General features: G+C 69.8%; 14 protein-coding genes. 1 reads left to right on the top strand and 13 read right to left on the bottom strand.

The features are described from left to right. The 11 genes from C1J01_RS37830 to C1J01_RS37780 all read right to left on the bottom strand — a co-directional run. Window positions 1–417, bottom strand: a 417-nt coding sequence (locus C1J01_RS37830; protein WP_220040287.1) for a hypothetical protein, incomplete at its 3' end; no start/stop codon positions are given. A 3-nt stretch (window positions 418–420) separates the two neighbouring features. Next, entirely contained in the window at window positions 421–1,770 is a 1,350-nt protein-coding gene (locus tag C1J01_RS37825) for a glycoside hydrolase family 1 protein (RefSeq protein WP_111183770.1), read from the bottom strand. Next, a complete protein-coding gene (locus tag C1J01_RS37820) occupies window positions 1,767–2,591 on the bottom strand; it encodes a carbohydrate ABC transporter permease (protein WP_220040286.1) in 825 nt (274 codons plus the stop codon). The genes C1J01_RS37825 and C1J01_RS37820 overlap by 4 nt, the downstream gene beginning before the upstream one ends. Then, window positions 2,588–3,514 (bottom strand): carbohydrate ABC transporter permease, encoded by a 927-nt coding sequence (locus C1J01_RS37815; RefSeq protein WP_220040285.1) that lies wholly within the window; start codon window positions 3,512–3,514, stop codon window positions 2,588–2,590. The genes C1J01_RS37820 and C1J01_RS37815 overlap by 4 nt, the downstream gene beginning before the upstream one ends. A 1-nt stretch (window position 3,515) precedes the next feature. After that, window positions 3,516–4,907, bottom strand: coding sequence for an ABC transporter substrate-binding protein (locus C1J01_RS37810; protein WP_111183769.1), 1,392 nt, complete (start codon window positions 4,905–4,907; stop codon window positions 3,516–3,518). Between the two features lie 317 nt (window positions 4,908–5,224). Next, window positions 5,225–6,844, bottom strand: coding sequence for a monocarboxylic acid transporter (locus C1J01_RS37805; RefSeq protein WP_220040284.1), 1,620 nt, complete (start codon window positions 6,842–6,844; stop codon window positions 5,225–5,227). Then, window positions 6,841–7,170 (bottom strand): DUF485 domain-containing protein, encoded by a 330-nt coding sequence (locus C1J01_RS37800; protein WP_111183768.1) that lies wholly within the window; start codon window positions 7,168–7,170, stop codon window positions 6,841–6,843. The genes C1J01_RS37805 and C1J01_RS37800 overlap by 4 nt, the downstream gene beginning before the upstream one ends. Before the next feature lie 165 nt (window positions 7,171–7,335). Beyond that, window positions 7,336–8,160 carry a carbohydrate ABC transporter permease gene (locus tag C1J01_RS37795; RefSeq protein WP_111183767.1) on the bottom strand — a complete coding sequence of 275 codons (825 nt, stop codon included), beginning with the start codon at window positions 8,158–8,160 and terminating at the stop codon, window positions 7,336–7,338. Then, window positions 8,157–9,050, bottom strand: coding sequence for a carbohydrate ABC transporter permease (locus tag C1J01_RS37790; RefSeq protein WP_220040283.1), 894 nt, complete (start codon window positions 9,048–9,050; stop codon window positions 8,157–8,159). The genes C1J01_RS37795 and C1J01_RS37790 overlap by 4 nt, the downstream gene beginning before the upstream one ends. Continuing rightward, window positions 9,047–10,306, bottom strand: a complete 1,260-nt coding sequence (locus C1J01_RS37785) for an ABC transporter substrate-binding protein (RefSeq protein ID WP_111183765.1) — start codon at window positions 10,304–10,306, stop codon at window positions 9,047–9,049. The genes C1J01_RS37790 and C1J01_RS37785 overlap by 4 nt, the downstream gene beginning before the upstream one ends. Window positions 10,307–10,383: 77 nt before the next feature. Next, window positions 10,384–11,541: a trans-sulfuration enzyme family protein gene (locus tag C1J01_RS37780; protein WP_111183764.1), complete on the bottom strand. Its 1,158-nt coding sequence runs from the start codon at window positions 11,539–11,541 to the stop codon at window positions 10,384–10,386. Between the two features lie 11 nt (window positions 11,542–11,552). On the opposite strand from C1J01_RS37780, the gene C1J01_RS37775 reads away from it, so the two are divergent. Further along, window positions 11,553–12,584: a LacI family DNA-binding transcriptional regulator gene (locus C1J01_RS37775; RefSeq protein ID WP_111183763.1), complete on the top strand. Its 1,032-nt coding sequence runs from the start codon at window positions 11,553–11,555 to the stop codon at window positions 12,582–12,584. Window positions 12,585–12,597: 13 nt separating this feature from the next. Here C1J01_RS37775 and C1J01_RS37770 read toward each other — a convergent pair whose 3' ends face one another. Together C1J01_RS37770 and C1J01_RS37765 are read right to left on the bottom strand one after the other, a co-directional pair. Beyond that, complete coding sequence (locus C1J01_RS37770; protein ID WP_111183762.1) at window positions 12,598–12,981, bottom strand: arsenate reductase family protein; 384 nt, start codon at window positions 12,979–12,981, stop codon at window positions 12,598–12,600. 112 nt (window positions 12,982–13,093) lie between these two features. Next, on the bottom strand, window positions 13,094–13,922 hold an 829-nt coding region (locus tag C1J01_RS37765), incomplete at its 5' end, for an inositol monophosphatase family protein (protein ID WP_220040282.1).

The raw sequence follows: 13,922 nt of genomic DNA, 5'->3' as shown, positions 1-13,922 counted from the left end.
GTGGGCGGGAGTGGGGCTGAAGACGCCACGCGCGTGCACGCCCGACCGGAACACTCCGGACGCGCGGGTGTTGAGCACGGCCCGCCCGCCGAGCAGCGTCACGTCGCCGAGCACGCCGTGGCCCTCGATCCGCACCTCGACCGCGATCGTCTCGGGCGTGCAGGTGAGCCGGACGATCTTGCTGTCCCACTCGGTGCTGCGCTGCGGGAAGTCGAAGACCGCGACGTCGCCGCGCTCGGCGAGCACGGGCGGCAGGGTCTCGTACGTCTCGTCGCGCCCGCCCCTGGTGTGCGCCGAGGCGATCAGGCTGAGCGTCATCCAGCCTTCCAGCTCCGCGCTGGGGTCGGTACGCGAGACGGTCAGGTGGTAGTGGCCGCTGTCCAGGTGGTAGGCCGCGTCCGTGGTGGTGATCCGCATGGGTTAACCGAAAGCCTCGATCCTGGGCAGGGCGGGGGCGGCGCCGCCCGCGGCGATGAGCCGGGCGTAGTAGCGCCCGGAGTCCTTGACGGTACGCGTGCCGGTGGCGTGGTCGACGTGGACGAGCCCGAACCTGGGCCGGTAGCCGAGCGCCCACTCGAAGTTGTCGATGAGCGACCAGTGCAGGTATCCGCGCACGTCGGCGCCCGCCTCCAGGGCCTGGCGGACGGCCTCGACGTGGTCGCGCAGGAAGGCGATCCTGCGGGTGTCGTGCACCTGCCCGTCGTGGGTGGGGGCGTCGCCGAAGACGCCGCCGTTCTCGGTGACCATGAGCGGGGTGCCGGGGAAGCGGCGGCTCAGCCCGGCGAGCAGGTCGCGCAGCGAGCCGGGGCTGATCTCCCAGCCCTCGTCGGTCCTGGCCACGTCGCCGGTGGGCCCGACCACCCGCCAGGGGAACGGGTCGGGCGGTGCGGCGGCCATGACGCGCCGGGTGTAGTAGTTGACGCCCAGGAAGTCGCTGCGGCCCCCGATGGCGGCCTCGTCGCCGTCGCGGACGAAGTCGAGCCCGTGGCCGAGCGCCCGCTCCCAGTGCGCCCGCATGTCGGCGGGGTAGCCGTCGCCGAGCAGCGGGTCGAGGTACCAGCGGTTGACGTAGCCGTCGCTGCCCTCGGCCGCCGCCCGGTCCTCAGCGCTGCCGGTGGCCGGGTCGCAGGGGAAGAGGCTGAGCGCCGCGCCCGCCTTCGTCCCCGGGTGCGCGTGCAGCACGTCGGCCGCCGCGCCGTGACCGAGCAGCACGTGGTGGCCGGCCCTGACCGCCGTGCCCAGGTCGGCGACGCCGGGGGCGTGCAGGCCGAGCTGGTAGCCGAGCAGCGCGATGATCCACGGCTCGTTCTGGGTGATCCACCAGGTGACGCGGTCGGCCAGCCGGCCCGCGACCGCCTCGGCGTAGGCGGCGAAGGCGTCCACCGTGGAGCGTTCGGCCCAGGTCAGGGACGCGGGCATGTCCCAGTGGTTGAGCGTGAGCACCGGCTCGGCGCCCGCCTCCAGCAGCGCGTCGGTGAAGCGCTCGTAGTGGTCGAGCGCCTTGGGGTCGGGGTGCGCGCCGTCCGGCATGACCCGCGACCAGCCGGTCGAGAAGCGGTACGCGGTGAGCCCCAGCTCCCCGACCAGCGCGACGTCCTCGCGCCAGCGCAGGAACGAGTCGCAGGCCCGCGAGCCGTCGCCGCCGCCCTCGACCGCGCCGGGCCGCCGGCAGAACACGTCCCACACCGACTCGCCGCGGCCGTGGTGGCCCTCGATCTGGTACGCGGACGTGCCCGCGCCCCACAGGAACCCTTCGGGAAAACTCATCATTTGCCGCCGGTGGTCGCGATGCCCTTGACGAAGTGCTTCTGGCCGATGAAGAACAGGATGATCATCGGGATGGTGGTGATCACGCTGGCGGTCATGACGATCTCCCAGTGCCACTCCCCGCCGAAGCCGAACTGGTCGAGCAGCGCCTTCAGCCCGCGCGGCACGGTGAAGGTGGTGGAGTCGCGCAGGTAGATGAGCGGCCGCATGAGGTCCGTCCACGCCGCCTGGAACTCGAACAGCAGCGTCACCACGACCGCCGGTTTGCACAAGGGCAGCGCGATGCGGGTGAAGATGCGCCAGTTGTTCGCCCCGTCGATCTTCGCCGCCTCGAACGGCTCGCGCGGCAGCCCGAGGAAGAACTGCCGCAGCAGGAAGATGTAGAACGCGCTGCCGAACAGGTTCTGCGCCCACAGCGGGGTGAGGGTGCCGACCATGCCGAGGGAGTTCCAGATGAGGAAGACCGGGATCATGGTGACGGCGCCCGGCAGCATCATGGTGGCCAGCACCAGCCCGAACAGCGGGCCCCTGCCGGGGAAGCGGAAGTAGGCGAACCCCCACGCCACCATGGCGCTGGTGATCGTCACGGCCACTGCGGCCAGCACGGTCACCAGCAGCGTGTTGAACATCCACAACGCCAGCGGCGCCTCGTGCCACACCTGGATGTAGTTGTCGAAGGTGAACGTCTCCGGCAGGATTCGGTGGTCGAACACCTCGCTGCGCGGCTTGAACGACGCGCTGAGCAACCAGATGAACGGGTAGATGAAGGCGACGGTGAAGGCGATCAGCGCCGCCCAGACGAGGACCTTGCCGAGCCGCCTCACGGGTTGCCCCCTTCGTAGTGGACGAACCGCCTGGTCACCAGCATCTGCACGGCCGTGATGGCCATGATCACGATGAACAGCAGCCAGGCCAGCGCCGAGGCGTACCCCATGTGCAGGAACTCGAAGGCCTGCTGGAACAGGTAGATCGCGTAGAACAGCGCCGCGTCGTTGCTGTAGGTGGTGTTGCCGGAGCCGAAGAAGGCGGTGTACGCCTCGGTGAACGACTGCAGGGCGTTGATGCTGTCCACGATGAACAGGAAGAACAGCGTGGGGCTGATCATCGGCACGGTGATCCGCAGCGTGCGCTTCCACCAGCCGGCCCCGTCGACGAGGGCGGAGTCGTACAGCTCCTGGGGGACGCCGCGCAGCGCGGCCAGCATGATGACCACCGACGAGCCGACCGTCCACAGGTTCATCAGGACCAGGCCCGGTTTGATCCAGTCGGGGTCGGTCGTCCAGGCCGGGCCGTCGATGCCGAAGACGCCGAGGAAGCCGTTGACCAGGCCGCTCTGGCCGTTGAACAGCATCAGCAGCAGGATGCCGATCGCGACCGGCGGCGTCATCTTCGGCAGGAAGAAGGCCGTGCGGAAGAAGCCGCTGGCCTTCGTCGCGCTGTTGAGCAGCAGCGCGAGGCCGAGGGAGACGATCAGCTGGGCCGGCACCGACATCACGGTGTAGATGAACGTGTTACGCAGCGCGAGCCCGACCTTCGGATCCTCGAAGAGGGTCACGTAGTTGTCGAAGCCGACGAAGTTCGGGTCGTTGATGACGTCGTAGTCGGTCAGCGACAGGTACGCGCTGTTGATGACGGGCCAGGCGGTGAAGATCAGGAACCCGATGAGCCAGGGGCTGATGAACAGCAGCGCCGCCCGGGTCTCGATGAACCGCATGGTCCGCCGGCGCGGTGTCCGGGTGGAGGCCATGTCAGTTCGTACGCTTCGTCCAGCTCGCCCATGCCTTGTCCAGGGCCGCCTGCGCGTCCTGCTGGGCTCTGTCGAGCGCCTCCTTGGGCTCCTCCTGGCCGTTGAGCACCCGGTTCACCGCGTCCTGCCAGGCGGTCTTGAACTCGGAGTCGGCCGGGTTGGCCGGGAGGCTGAAGGTGTGGTCGTTGGCCTCGTAGAAGGCCTTGACGCCCGAGTCCCAGGGCTCGCCGCCCGAGGTCAGCATCTTCTCGATCTCCTCGTCGGCCTTGACGTTGCCGGTGAGGACGCCGGTGAACGGCTTGTTCTCCTTCTTCCGCTCCGCCAGGCGGGCCTCGGCGGCGGCCTTCCACGACTCGACGAGCGTCATGGTCTTGGCGAAGCGGCAGGCGGCGCCGGGGTTCTTGGCGCCGCGCGGGACGGCCCAGGAGGAGCCGGAGGAGTACGCCAGCGGCTCGCCCTGCTGGGTGCGGAAGGTGTCGAACACCAGCGGCGCCTTGGGCGAGACGTCGTTGAGCACGTTGACGTACCACTGCTCCATCGGCATCGCGCCCAGCTCACCGGAGGCGAACTGGTTGCCCTTGCCGAAGAAGTCGGCCGAGTCGCGCAACGCCTTGACCTTGGCGAAGCCGCCCTGGGCGTCGTAGACGCCGACGGCGAACTCCAGCGCCTGCACCACCTGAGGGCTGTTGAGCTGGGCGGTCCTGCCGTCGGCGGACAGCAGGTCGGCGCCGTTGGCCTTGGCCCACAGCGGCAGGAACTCCGGCAGCTTGCTGTCGAAGCCGACCACCCGCAGCTTGCCGCCGGGCGCCTTGTACAACTTCTTCGCGGCGGCGGTGACCTTCTCCCAGCTGGAGCCGTTGACGTCCTCGATGGCCAGCCCGGCGTCCTTGAGCAGGTCGGCGTTGGCCATCGTGATCTGGACCTGGTTGAACTCGGGGATGCCCCAGATCTCGTTGCCGAAGGTGACCTGTGCGAGGGCGTTCTTGTTGTACATCGAGGTGTCGATCTGCTCGCCCTGGATGCAGGCGGTCAGCGGCACGATGGCGCCCCGGGAGGCGAACGTGCCGATCTGGTCGCGGTTGGCGTAGATCACGTCCGGCGGATCGCCGGCGGCCACGGACGACAGGAACTGCTGGATGTCGAGGTCGCCTTCGACGAGCTTCACCTCCGCGCCGCCCAGCGCCTTCTCGGCCAGCTCGACGCGGGTCGAGCCGATCTCGTCGGTGGCGCCGAAGCCCATGACGGTGATGGTGCCGTCGAAGGTGGCGCCGGGGTTGAACTGGCCGGCCGACGGTGCGGGCGCGGACGCGCCGCCGGTGCCCTTGGCACAGGAGGTGAGCGCCAGCGCCAGCGACACCGACAGGACGGACCAGCGGACGAACGGGCTTCTCATGGGGGTTACGCCTCCACACTGATCAAGCGGGGCACGAGGCAGGCTGATGACGGCCACGTGGCGCCAGGCCGGTGTGGCAACGTTCACACATCTGAGAACGTACCCATACCGCTGAAATCCCGTCAACCACTCATATCACTGCGTTTCCGTGTCGTTAAGTGGCCGCGGCGATGTGGGACACCGCCCTGGAACGCCCACACCATCTTCCCGGCCGGGACTTCCGTACACGCGAGAGGGCCCGGCCGCGCGTCGCGGCCGGGCCCTCTGCGTGCAGGCGCCCCCGGGGCAGGGAACGGGCGCCTTGCTGGGAGGAAGGTCTAGTGTTCGCTGGCCTTCTCCGCGCCGACGCCGGTGAGCGAGCGCACCTCGATCTCGGCGTACTTGGCGGCGTTGTACTCCTTGCTGAGGACCGTGCCGATCCAGCCGCACAGGAAGCCCAGCGGGATCGAGATGATGCCGGGGTTGCTCAGCGGGAACCAGGCGAAGTCGGCCGTCTTGAACAGCGCCGTCTCCGAGCCCGACACGACCGGCGAGAAGATCACCAGCAGCAGGGCGGAGACCAGGCCGCCGTAGATGGCCGAGACCGCGCCGGCGGTGTTGAACCTCTTCCAGAACAGGCTGTAGAGGATCGCCGGCAGGTTGCCCGAGGCCGCCACCGCGAACGCCAGCGCCACCAGGAAGGCCACGTTCTGTCCCTGGGCGAGGATGCCGAGGCCGATCGCCACCGCGCCGATGACGAAGGCGGAGACGCGGGCCACGACGACTTCCTGCCGCTCGCTGGCCTGGCCGCGCTTGAAGACGTGCGCGTACAGGTCGTGGGCGAAGCTGGAGGAGGAGGCGAGCGTGAGCCCGGCGACCACGGCCAGGATCGTGGCGAAGGCGACCGCGCCGATGAGCGCGAGCAGGATCGTGCCGCCGACGTCGCCGAAGATCTCCTGCCCGATCTGCTGGGCCAGCATCGGCGCGGCCGTGTTGCCCGCCGCGTCGCCCGCGGCGATGGCCTCCCTGCCGACCAGGGCCGCCGCGCCGAAGCCGAGGACCAGGGTGAGCAGGTAGAACACACCGATGATGCCGATGCCCCACAGGACGGACTTGCGGGCGTCCTTCGCGGTGGGGACGGTGTAGAAGCGGATGAGGATGTGCGGCAGACCGGCCGTGCCGAGCACGAGCGCCAGGCCCAGGCTGATGAGGTCGATCTTGCCGGCCAGGCCCTGCGCCTCGGTGCCGTACTTCAGGCCGGGGCTGAGGAAGCTCTGCGGGTTGGCCTCGGGGCCGCTGACCGTCGCCGCCTGGCCGAGCAGGGCCGAGAGGTTGAAGCCGAAGTTGGCCAGCACGAGCAGCGTCACCAGCGCGGCGCCGCCCATGAGCAGCACGGCCTTGACGATCTGGACCCAGGTGGTGCCCTTCATGCCGCCGAACACCACGTACACGATCATCAGGGCGCCGACGCCGACGATCGTCCACGCCTTGCCCGCGTCGCCGGTGATGCCGAGCAGCAGGCCGACCAGCGCGCCCGCGCCGACCATCTGGGCCAGCAGGTAGAAGATGCTGACCACGATCGTGGACACGCCGGCCGCCGTGCGGACCGGGCGGGGGCTCATCCGGAACGCCAGCACGTCGGCCATGGTGAACTTGCCGGAGTTCCGCATCAGCTCGGCGACCAGCAGCAGCGCGACCAGCCACGCCACCAGGAAGCCGATCGAGTACAGGAACCCGTCGTAGCCGGACAGCGCGATGATGCCCGCGATGCCGAGGAAGGAGGCGGCCGACATGTAGTCGCCGCCGATGGCCAGGCCGTTCTGCACGCCGCTGAACGACCGGCCGCCCGCGTAGTAGTCGGCCGCCGTCTTGGTCTGGCGGCTGGCCCAGAACGTGATCCCCAGCGTGGCGGCCACGAAGGCGAGGAAGAGGATCATCCCCAGGGTGGTCGAGCTCACTTGGACTTCTCCTCAACCTCGTGGCGGAGCTTGTCGGCGATCGGGTCGAGCTTCCTCTCGGCGTGCCTGGAGTACGCCCAGGCGATGAGGAAGGTCGAGACGAACTGCAACAAGCCGAGGATCAGCCCGACGTTGATGTGGCCGAGCACCTCGATCGCCATGAAGCCGCGCGCCCAGCCGGACAGCACCACGTAGAGCAGATACCACGCCAGGAACGCCACGGTCATGGGGAACGTCCAGCGGCGGAATCGCCGTTTCAGGTCCTGGAACTCGCTGCTCTCCTGTACTTGTTCATAGACCGATGCGTCATGTTCTTTGGTCGTCACGAGACCTCCACTGTGATGCGGATCACGCCCAACGTAAGAGCGCAACCTACCCGTCGTGGAGGCCCGTGACGGCGTTGTTCGGCGAGCCGCTGCGGGCGGGCGATTAGTTGGGGGTGGCGTGCGATGAAAGGTCCGTATCGCGCGACGAGCGGTCGGTCATGCCGTTCAGCCCTTCACCGCCCCGGCGGTGAGCCCCTCGACGATGTAGCGCCGGATGGCCGCGAAGAGGACGAGCGTCGGCACCACCGAGACCACCGTGGCCGCCGCCATGGAGCCCCAGTCGATGTCGTACTGGGTGATGAACGAGTTCATGGCCACGGGGATGGTCTTGGCGTCCTCGCTGTCGATGAACGTGATCGCCAGGAAGAGCTCGTTCCAGCACTGCACGAACCCGAAGATGAACGTCGCCGCGATCCCCGGCAGCATGACCGGGATCACCACCCGCACCATCGCGCCCAGCCGCGAGGCCCCGTCCACCTGGGCCGCCTCCTCCAGCGCCACCGGCACCCGCTCGTAGAAGCCGCGCATGATGATCGTCGCGAACGGCACCAGCATCGCCACGTACACCAGCATCAGCCCGGCGAGCCGGTTGAGCAGGTCGAGATCCGACATCAGCAGGTACAGCGGCGCGAGCGCGATGAACAGCGGGATCATCTGGGTGACCAGGTACGCCAGCATCACCGCCCCGCGCCCGGGGAAGGAGAAGCGGGCCAGCGTGTAGCCGCCGAGCACCCCGATCACCGTCACCACCGCCGCCGCGACCAGCGACACGATCAGCGAGTTGGCCAGGTACGTGCCGAAGTCGGCGAACGAGAACAGCTCCTCGTAGTGCTCGAACGTCACCTCGCCCGGCCAGTAGCGCAGCGGCAGCGAGAAGATCTCCGGCTGCGGCTTGAGCGAGGTGACGACGATCCAGTAGAGCGGGAACAGGGTCACCAGCAGCCAGACGCCGAGCACGACGACCTTGGCCGCGGTCGCGAGGCGCCTCATCTGGACCTCTCGAAGCGGGTGGCGTTCAGGTAGAAGACGCTGAAGGACAGCAGCAGGCCGAGCACGAGCAGGCCCACCGCGCCCGCCCGGCCGTAGTCGCCGCCGGTGACCTGCTGGATGAGGAAGGTCGTGATGATGTCGGTGCTGCCGGCCGGGCCGCCGCCGGTCATGGCGTAGATGAGGTCGGGGAAGTTGAGGATCCAGATGATCCGCAGCAGCACGATCAGCGCCAGGGTGGGCCGGATGTGCGGCAGCGTCACGTGCCAGAACTGCCGCAGCCGCGCGGCGCCGTCCACCGCGGCGGCCTCGTACAACTCCCTCGGCACCGACTGCAGCGCGGCCATGATCATGATGGCGAAGAACGTGACGCCGTACCAGATGTTGGCCACGATGACCGAGGTCATCGCCCAGCCGGGGGTGGCCAGGAAGCCGATGCGCTCGTCGATGACGTCCGCCTTGAGCAGCAGGTCGTTGATCACGCCGAACTGCCCGTTGAACATCCAGCGCCACAGCAGGCCGATGAGGAACCCCGACATGGCCCACGGGAAGAACACCCACGCCTGGTAGAGCCCCCGGCCGCGGAAGTGGCGGCGCAGCAGCAGCGCCAGCCCGAAGCCGAGGAAGAACTGGAAGAACAGCGACACGACGACCCACGTGCCGGTGTTGCGCAGCGCCGTCCAGAACCGGTCCTCGCCGAGGACCGCCCGGAAGTTCTCCAGGCCGACGAACGGCGTCGAGGTCAGGTCGAACAGGTTGTAGCGCTGAAAAGCGATCACCGCGCCCCGGATCACCGGGTAGTACGTGAACACGGCCACGAACACCGCGCCGGGCAGCAGGCACAGCCCGACGAACGCGGCCCGGCGCGCGGTGAAGACGCGCGGCGCGCTCAAGAGACCTTCCCGGCCTGGTCCGTCCAGAAGGCGTCCCACCTGCCGAGCACCTCGGCGACGGTGGTCTTGCCGGTGATCAGGGCCTGGATGTCGCGGTCGGAGTCGACGGTGAACCGGCTCCAGCCCGGGTAGTCCACCGGCCTGATCGTCGTCACCTGCTTCGGGTCCTGCTGCGCCTCCAGGTACGCCTTCCACGCGCCCTGCGAGAACTGCGGGTCGTCCTGGGCCTGCTTCGAGATCGGGATGAGGGAGTTGCCCTTGGCGAAGGCGATGCTCTGCTCGGCCTCCGACAGGTACTGCACCAGCTTGACGGCCTCGTTCCGGTGCCGGGTGAAGGAGGTCACGCCCCAGCCGGCGTAGCCGACGGGCTGGAAGGCGTACCCGGTCGGGCCCTTGGGGATGGGGGCGGTGGACCAGTTGGCGAGGCCGCTCTCCTCGACGGTCCTGATCACCTCGGGGTCCTGGATGAGCATGCCGGTGACGCCCGAGGTGAAGCCCTGCACCATCTCGGGGAAGCCCCAGGCCACCGAGTCGGGCGGCGACGCCTCCTTGAAGATCTTGACGAAGAGGTCGAGCGCCTGGGCCGCCTCGGGGGTGGCGAAGATCGTCCGCTTGTCCTTGAGGTAGAAGGACTTCACGGGGTCCAGGGCCTCGCCGTTGTACGCGCTGATCATCATGACCGCGTAGTCCGCGCCGCCCTTGCCGCCGCGGAAGGCGTAGCCGTACCGGTCGCCCGTGGTCATCCGCTTGCCGGCCTCGTACAGCTCCTGCCACGTGGTGGGGGGCCGCGTCATGCCGAAGTCCGTGCGGTAGAACAGCGTGCGCTGGTAGAAGCCGTACGGGATCAGGTACGCCTTGCCGCCGACCTCGACGGCCTTCGTCTGGGCCAATTCCGTCAGGTCCGACCAGCCGGGCCAGGCGTCGGTGGGCAGCTCGGCCAGCCAGCCGTTGTTGGAGAAGGACTTGGCCGTGTGGTCGCGTACCTCCAGCACGTCCAGGTCCTTCTTCGTCTGCAGGATCTGGGTGATCTTCTGGTCGGCGCTGTCGAGGGGCGGGGAGATGAGCTCGACAGTGACGCCCGGGTTGGCCTGCTCGAAGCCGGCGATCAGGGACTTGATGAGCTTCGTACGTTCTGGACTGGTCAGGCTCTCGATCATGCGGAGCCGGATCTCCGAGGAGGAGGACGAGGAGCCGGAGCCGCAACCCGCGAGCACCAGCATGGCGGCGGCCGCGACGGACAGGAGGGGCTTTTTCATGACGAGCCTCCAGCGTTGTACAGACAGCGCTGTCAAATCACGCTACGTTTCGCCCCTCCCACGGTCAATCATGTGATTTATGCCAAGGTCTCCAGCGCCAGGTCGAGGTCCTTGATCAAGGTGTCGGCCGGTTCGAGGCCGACCGAGAGGCGGACGAGGCCGACGGGGACGCCCATGGTGGCCCGGACGCTCTCCTCGACGGTCAGCGCGGGCGCGTTCACCAGGCTCTCGAACCCACCCCACGACACCCCGATCCTGAAATGTCGCAATTTATCGAGGAAAGCACCGACTTCCTGCCGCGAGTCGGTGTCGAGCACGAAGCTGAACAGGCTGGAGAAGCCCGACATCTGGCGCAGCGCGATGGCGTGCCCGGGATGCGAGGGCAGCCCGGGATGGTTCACCGAGCGGACCGCCGGGTGCCGCTCCAGGAACGCGGCCACGGCCAGGCCCCGCTCCTGGTGGGCGGCCATCCGTACGGGCAGCGTGCGCAGGCCCTTGATCACCTTGGCCGCGTCGTGCGGCGACATGGCGGCCCCGTACAGCTGGTACTCGGTCAGCGCCAGCGGCCTGATCAGCCGGGCCGGCCCCACGACCACGCCGCCCACCAGGTCGCTGTGCCCGCCGACGTACTTCGACAACGAGTGCACCACGAGGTCGACGCCCATCGTCAGCGGCTTCTGGAACAACGGCGTGGACCAGGTGTTGTCCATCGCGGTCACCAGGCCCCGCTCCCGCGCCCACGCGGTCACCTCGGCGATGTCGACCACCTCGTACGCCATGTAGGACGGCGACTCGAAGTACAGTAGGCGGGTGCTCGCCCTGATAGCGCTGTCACATCCCGCGAGGTCGTCGACGTGCGTATGCGTGACCCCGTACTTCTCCAGGTAGCGCAGGAACTGCGTGGTCGGCCCGTAGACCGCCCCCAGCACCAGCACGTGGTCGCCGGCCGACACGAGCGACGAGATCGTCGCCGAGATGGCGCCCATCCCCGAGCCGAAACACTTGGCCCGCTCCCCCCGCTCCAGCGCCGCGAGCTTGCGCTGGGCGAGGTCGACGGTCGGGTTGGTGCCGCGCCAGTAGACGTAGCGCTCGTCCTCGTTCCTGATGGCCTCGCCGAGCTCCTCGGCCGAGCCGAACGTGAACAGCGAGTTCTCGAACACCGGCGGGTTGACCGCCCCCAGGATCCAGGGCTCGTCCTCGCCCAGCCGGCCACAGATCCACTCGTCATCATGCATGGGGGCAGACTATGACAGAGCAGGACATAAGGCCCGAGCTCGGCGACCGTCCCGCCCCGCGCAGGCCGACCATGGCGGACGTGGCACGGCACGCCGGCGTGAGCCTCAAGACCGTCTCCCGCGTCGTCAACCGCGAGCCGCACGTCCGGGCCCCGCTGCGGCGGCGGGTGCAGGCGGCGATCAGCGCGCTCGGCTACCGTCGCAACGAGGCCGCCGCCCGGCTGGCCAGGGGCGCGACCGTGCTGACGCTCGGCCTGGTGATGGAGAACCTGGCCAACGAGTTCTCCTCGCGGCTGGCCGCCGCGGTCGAGGCCGCGGCGTCGGAGCACGAGGCGCTGGTGGTGTTCGGCTCGTACGAGGAGCGGCCCGGCAAGGAGCGCGTGCTCATCGAGTCGATGTACGCGCGCGGCGTCGACTGCCTGATCGTCGTCCCGTCGGCGGCCGACCACGCCTGGCTGGCCGGGCACCCCGGCCTGACCACGGTCTTCGTCGACCGCGTGCCGCCGGGGCTCGCGCGGGCCGACGTCGTGCTGCTGGACGACGAGCGCGGCGGGCGCGCCGCCACCGAGCACCTGCTCGCCCGGGGGCACCGCAGGATCGCGCTCGTCTCCGACGACGACGGGCTGAGCTCCGTGCACGACCGGGCGACCGGCTACCGTACGGCGCTGGCGGCGGCCGGGGTGGCGGCCGACGAGGCGCTGGTGGTGCGCGGGGTGTTCGACCCGTGGCGGGTGACGCAGGAGGTCACCCGCCTGCTCGACCTGCCCGAGCCGCCCACGGCGTTCTTCGCGACCAACAACCGCGCGGCGATCGGCATCCTGCAGGCGCTGCGCGAACGCCCGGAGAGGCCGGCGTACGTGGGGTTCGACGACTTCGCCCTGGCCGACGTCTTCAACCCGGGCGTGACGGTGGTCCGCTACGACGTGACCCGCCTCGCCCGCAGCGCCGTGGACCTGCTCCTGAACCCCGCGCCGTCGCCTCGCCGGGTGAAGGTCCCGGTGGAGCTGGTGGCGCGGGGCTCAGGCGAGCTCCCGCCCCCGTGACCGCACGCGGGCCTCACGCCCCGGCGTCCCCCGGGGACGGCCTGGAGAGCGCGTCTCGTACGGCTTCCTCGGATCGGCCGATCACCGCGGACCCGTCGTCGGCCGTGATGATCGGCCGCTGGATGAGGATCGGGTGCTCCGCCAGCGCGCAGATCCACCGGTCACGGGTCTGCGCGTCGCGCGGCCAGGCGTCCATGCCCAGCTCGGCCGCCCGTGCCTCGCCGGTCCGCGCGATGTCCCACGGTTCGAGGCCGAGCCGGGTCAGGACCTCGCGGATCTCGGCCTCGTCCGGCGGGTCATCCAGGTAGCGGCGCACGGTGTACTCGGCGGCCTCGGCGTCCAGGACGGACAGGGCGGAGCGGCACTTGGAGCACGCGGGGTTGATCCAGATCTCCATGGCACACGACGGTATCGGCCGTCCGGGCTCGCGTCCCGCCCGGAGGCCGACATGGGAGGACCCGCGCCGGCGGTTGTCACGGCCGTGCCCCCGAGCTCCGCCGGTCTCGGGGTCACGGGACGGGGGGCTGGTCCTCGTACGCCTGGCGCATGACCTGGGCCAGCTCGTCGGCGAGGTCGGGGGTGGCCGCGACGATGCCGCTCCAGCGTCTGGTGAGGTCGGTGTCCAGCTCGACGGGACGGCCGAAGACGTCCCTGACCGCGCCGCCCGCCGCTTCGGCCAGCACGACCGAGGCGGCGATGTCCACCAGGCGGTGGGTGTCGGTGCCGGCGTCGGCGAACGCGTCCGTCGCGCCCTGGGCGACGAGGGCGCCCTCCAGGCAGCTCGTGGACAGGATGCGGACGCGGGCCGCCCTTCTGACCACCTCCCACCAGGCCGCCGCCGCCCCGGGCTTGGCCGGGTGGGGACGCAGCAGGGAGACGGCCGCGCCCGCCAGCTCCCTGCGACCGGTCGTCCGCAACGGGCACGGCACGCCGGCCGCCGCCCACCAGCTGCGGCCGGTGTCCAGCCAGACGGTCAGCGCCTCGGTGAACACCCCGTCCTGCGCCACCGCCGCCGAGAACGCCGACAGCGGGACGCCCGCGGCGGCGTTGGCCGACCCGTCCACCGGGTCCAGGACGAGAGTCAGCGCCGACCCGTGGTCCACCCAGCCGGTCTCCTCGGTGAGCACGTTGACCCCGTACGGAGCGAGCGCGGCCAGGACGGCGTCCTCGACGAGCACGTCGATGCGCATGGTGGGGGTGCCGTCCGCGCCGTCGGCCACGACGGCCTCCAGCGCGGCGCGGCCGTGCCGGGCGGTGGCGGTCGCGTACGCCTCCAGCGCCGCGACCGCGGCGGCGGCCAGCGCCGGGCCAGCCTCCCCCGGCACTCCGCTCCACCAC

Source organism: Nonomuraea aridisoli, from assembly GCF_003236395.1.
GTDB lineage: Bacteria > Actinomycetota > Actinomycetes > Streptosporangiales > Streptosporangiaceae > Nonomuraea > Nonomuraea aridisoli.
This window is presented reverse-complemented; position numbering and strand designations above follow the sequence as displayed.

Bases quoted from the DNA above. Each gene is read 5' to 3' on its own strand.
- C1J01_RS37825 (WP_111183770.1), bottom strand. From the start codon at position 1,770: ATGATGAGTTTTCCCGAAGGGTTCCTGTGGGGCGCGGGCACGTCCGCG.
- C1J01_RS37815 (WP_220040285.1), bottom strand. From the start codon at position 3,514: ATGGCCTCCACCCGGACACCGCGCCGGCGGACCATGCGGTTCATCGAG.
- C1J01_RS37810 (WP_111183769.1), bottom strand. From the start codon at position 4,907: ATGAGAAGCCCGTTCGTCCGCTGGTCCGTCCTGTCGGTGTCGCTGGCG.
- C1J01_RS37770 (WP_111183762.1), bottom strand. From the start codon at position 12,981: ATGGAGATCTGGATCAACCCCGCGTGCTCCAAGTGCCGCTCCGCCCTG.
- C1J01_RS37795 (WP_111183767.1), bottom strand. From the start codon at position 8,160: ATGAGGCGCCTCGCGACCGCGGCCAAGGTCGTCGTGCTCGGCGTCTGG.
- C1J01_RS37785 (WP_111183765.1), bottom strand. From the start codon at position 10,306: ATGAAAAAGCCCCTCCTGTCCGTCGCGGCCGCCGCCATGCTGGTGCTC.
- C1J01_RS37775 (WP_111183763.1), top strand. From the start codon at position 11,553: ATGACAGAGCAGGACATAAGGCCCGAGCTCGGCGACCGTCCCGCCCCG.
- C1J01_RS37780 (WP_111183764.1), bottom strand. From the start codon at position 11,541: ATGCATGATGACGAGTGGATCTGTGGCCGGCTGGGCGAGGACGAGCCC.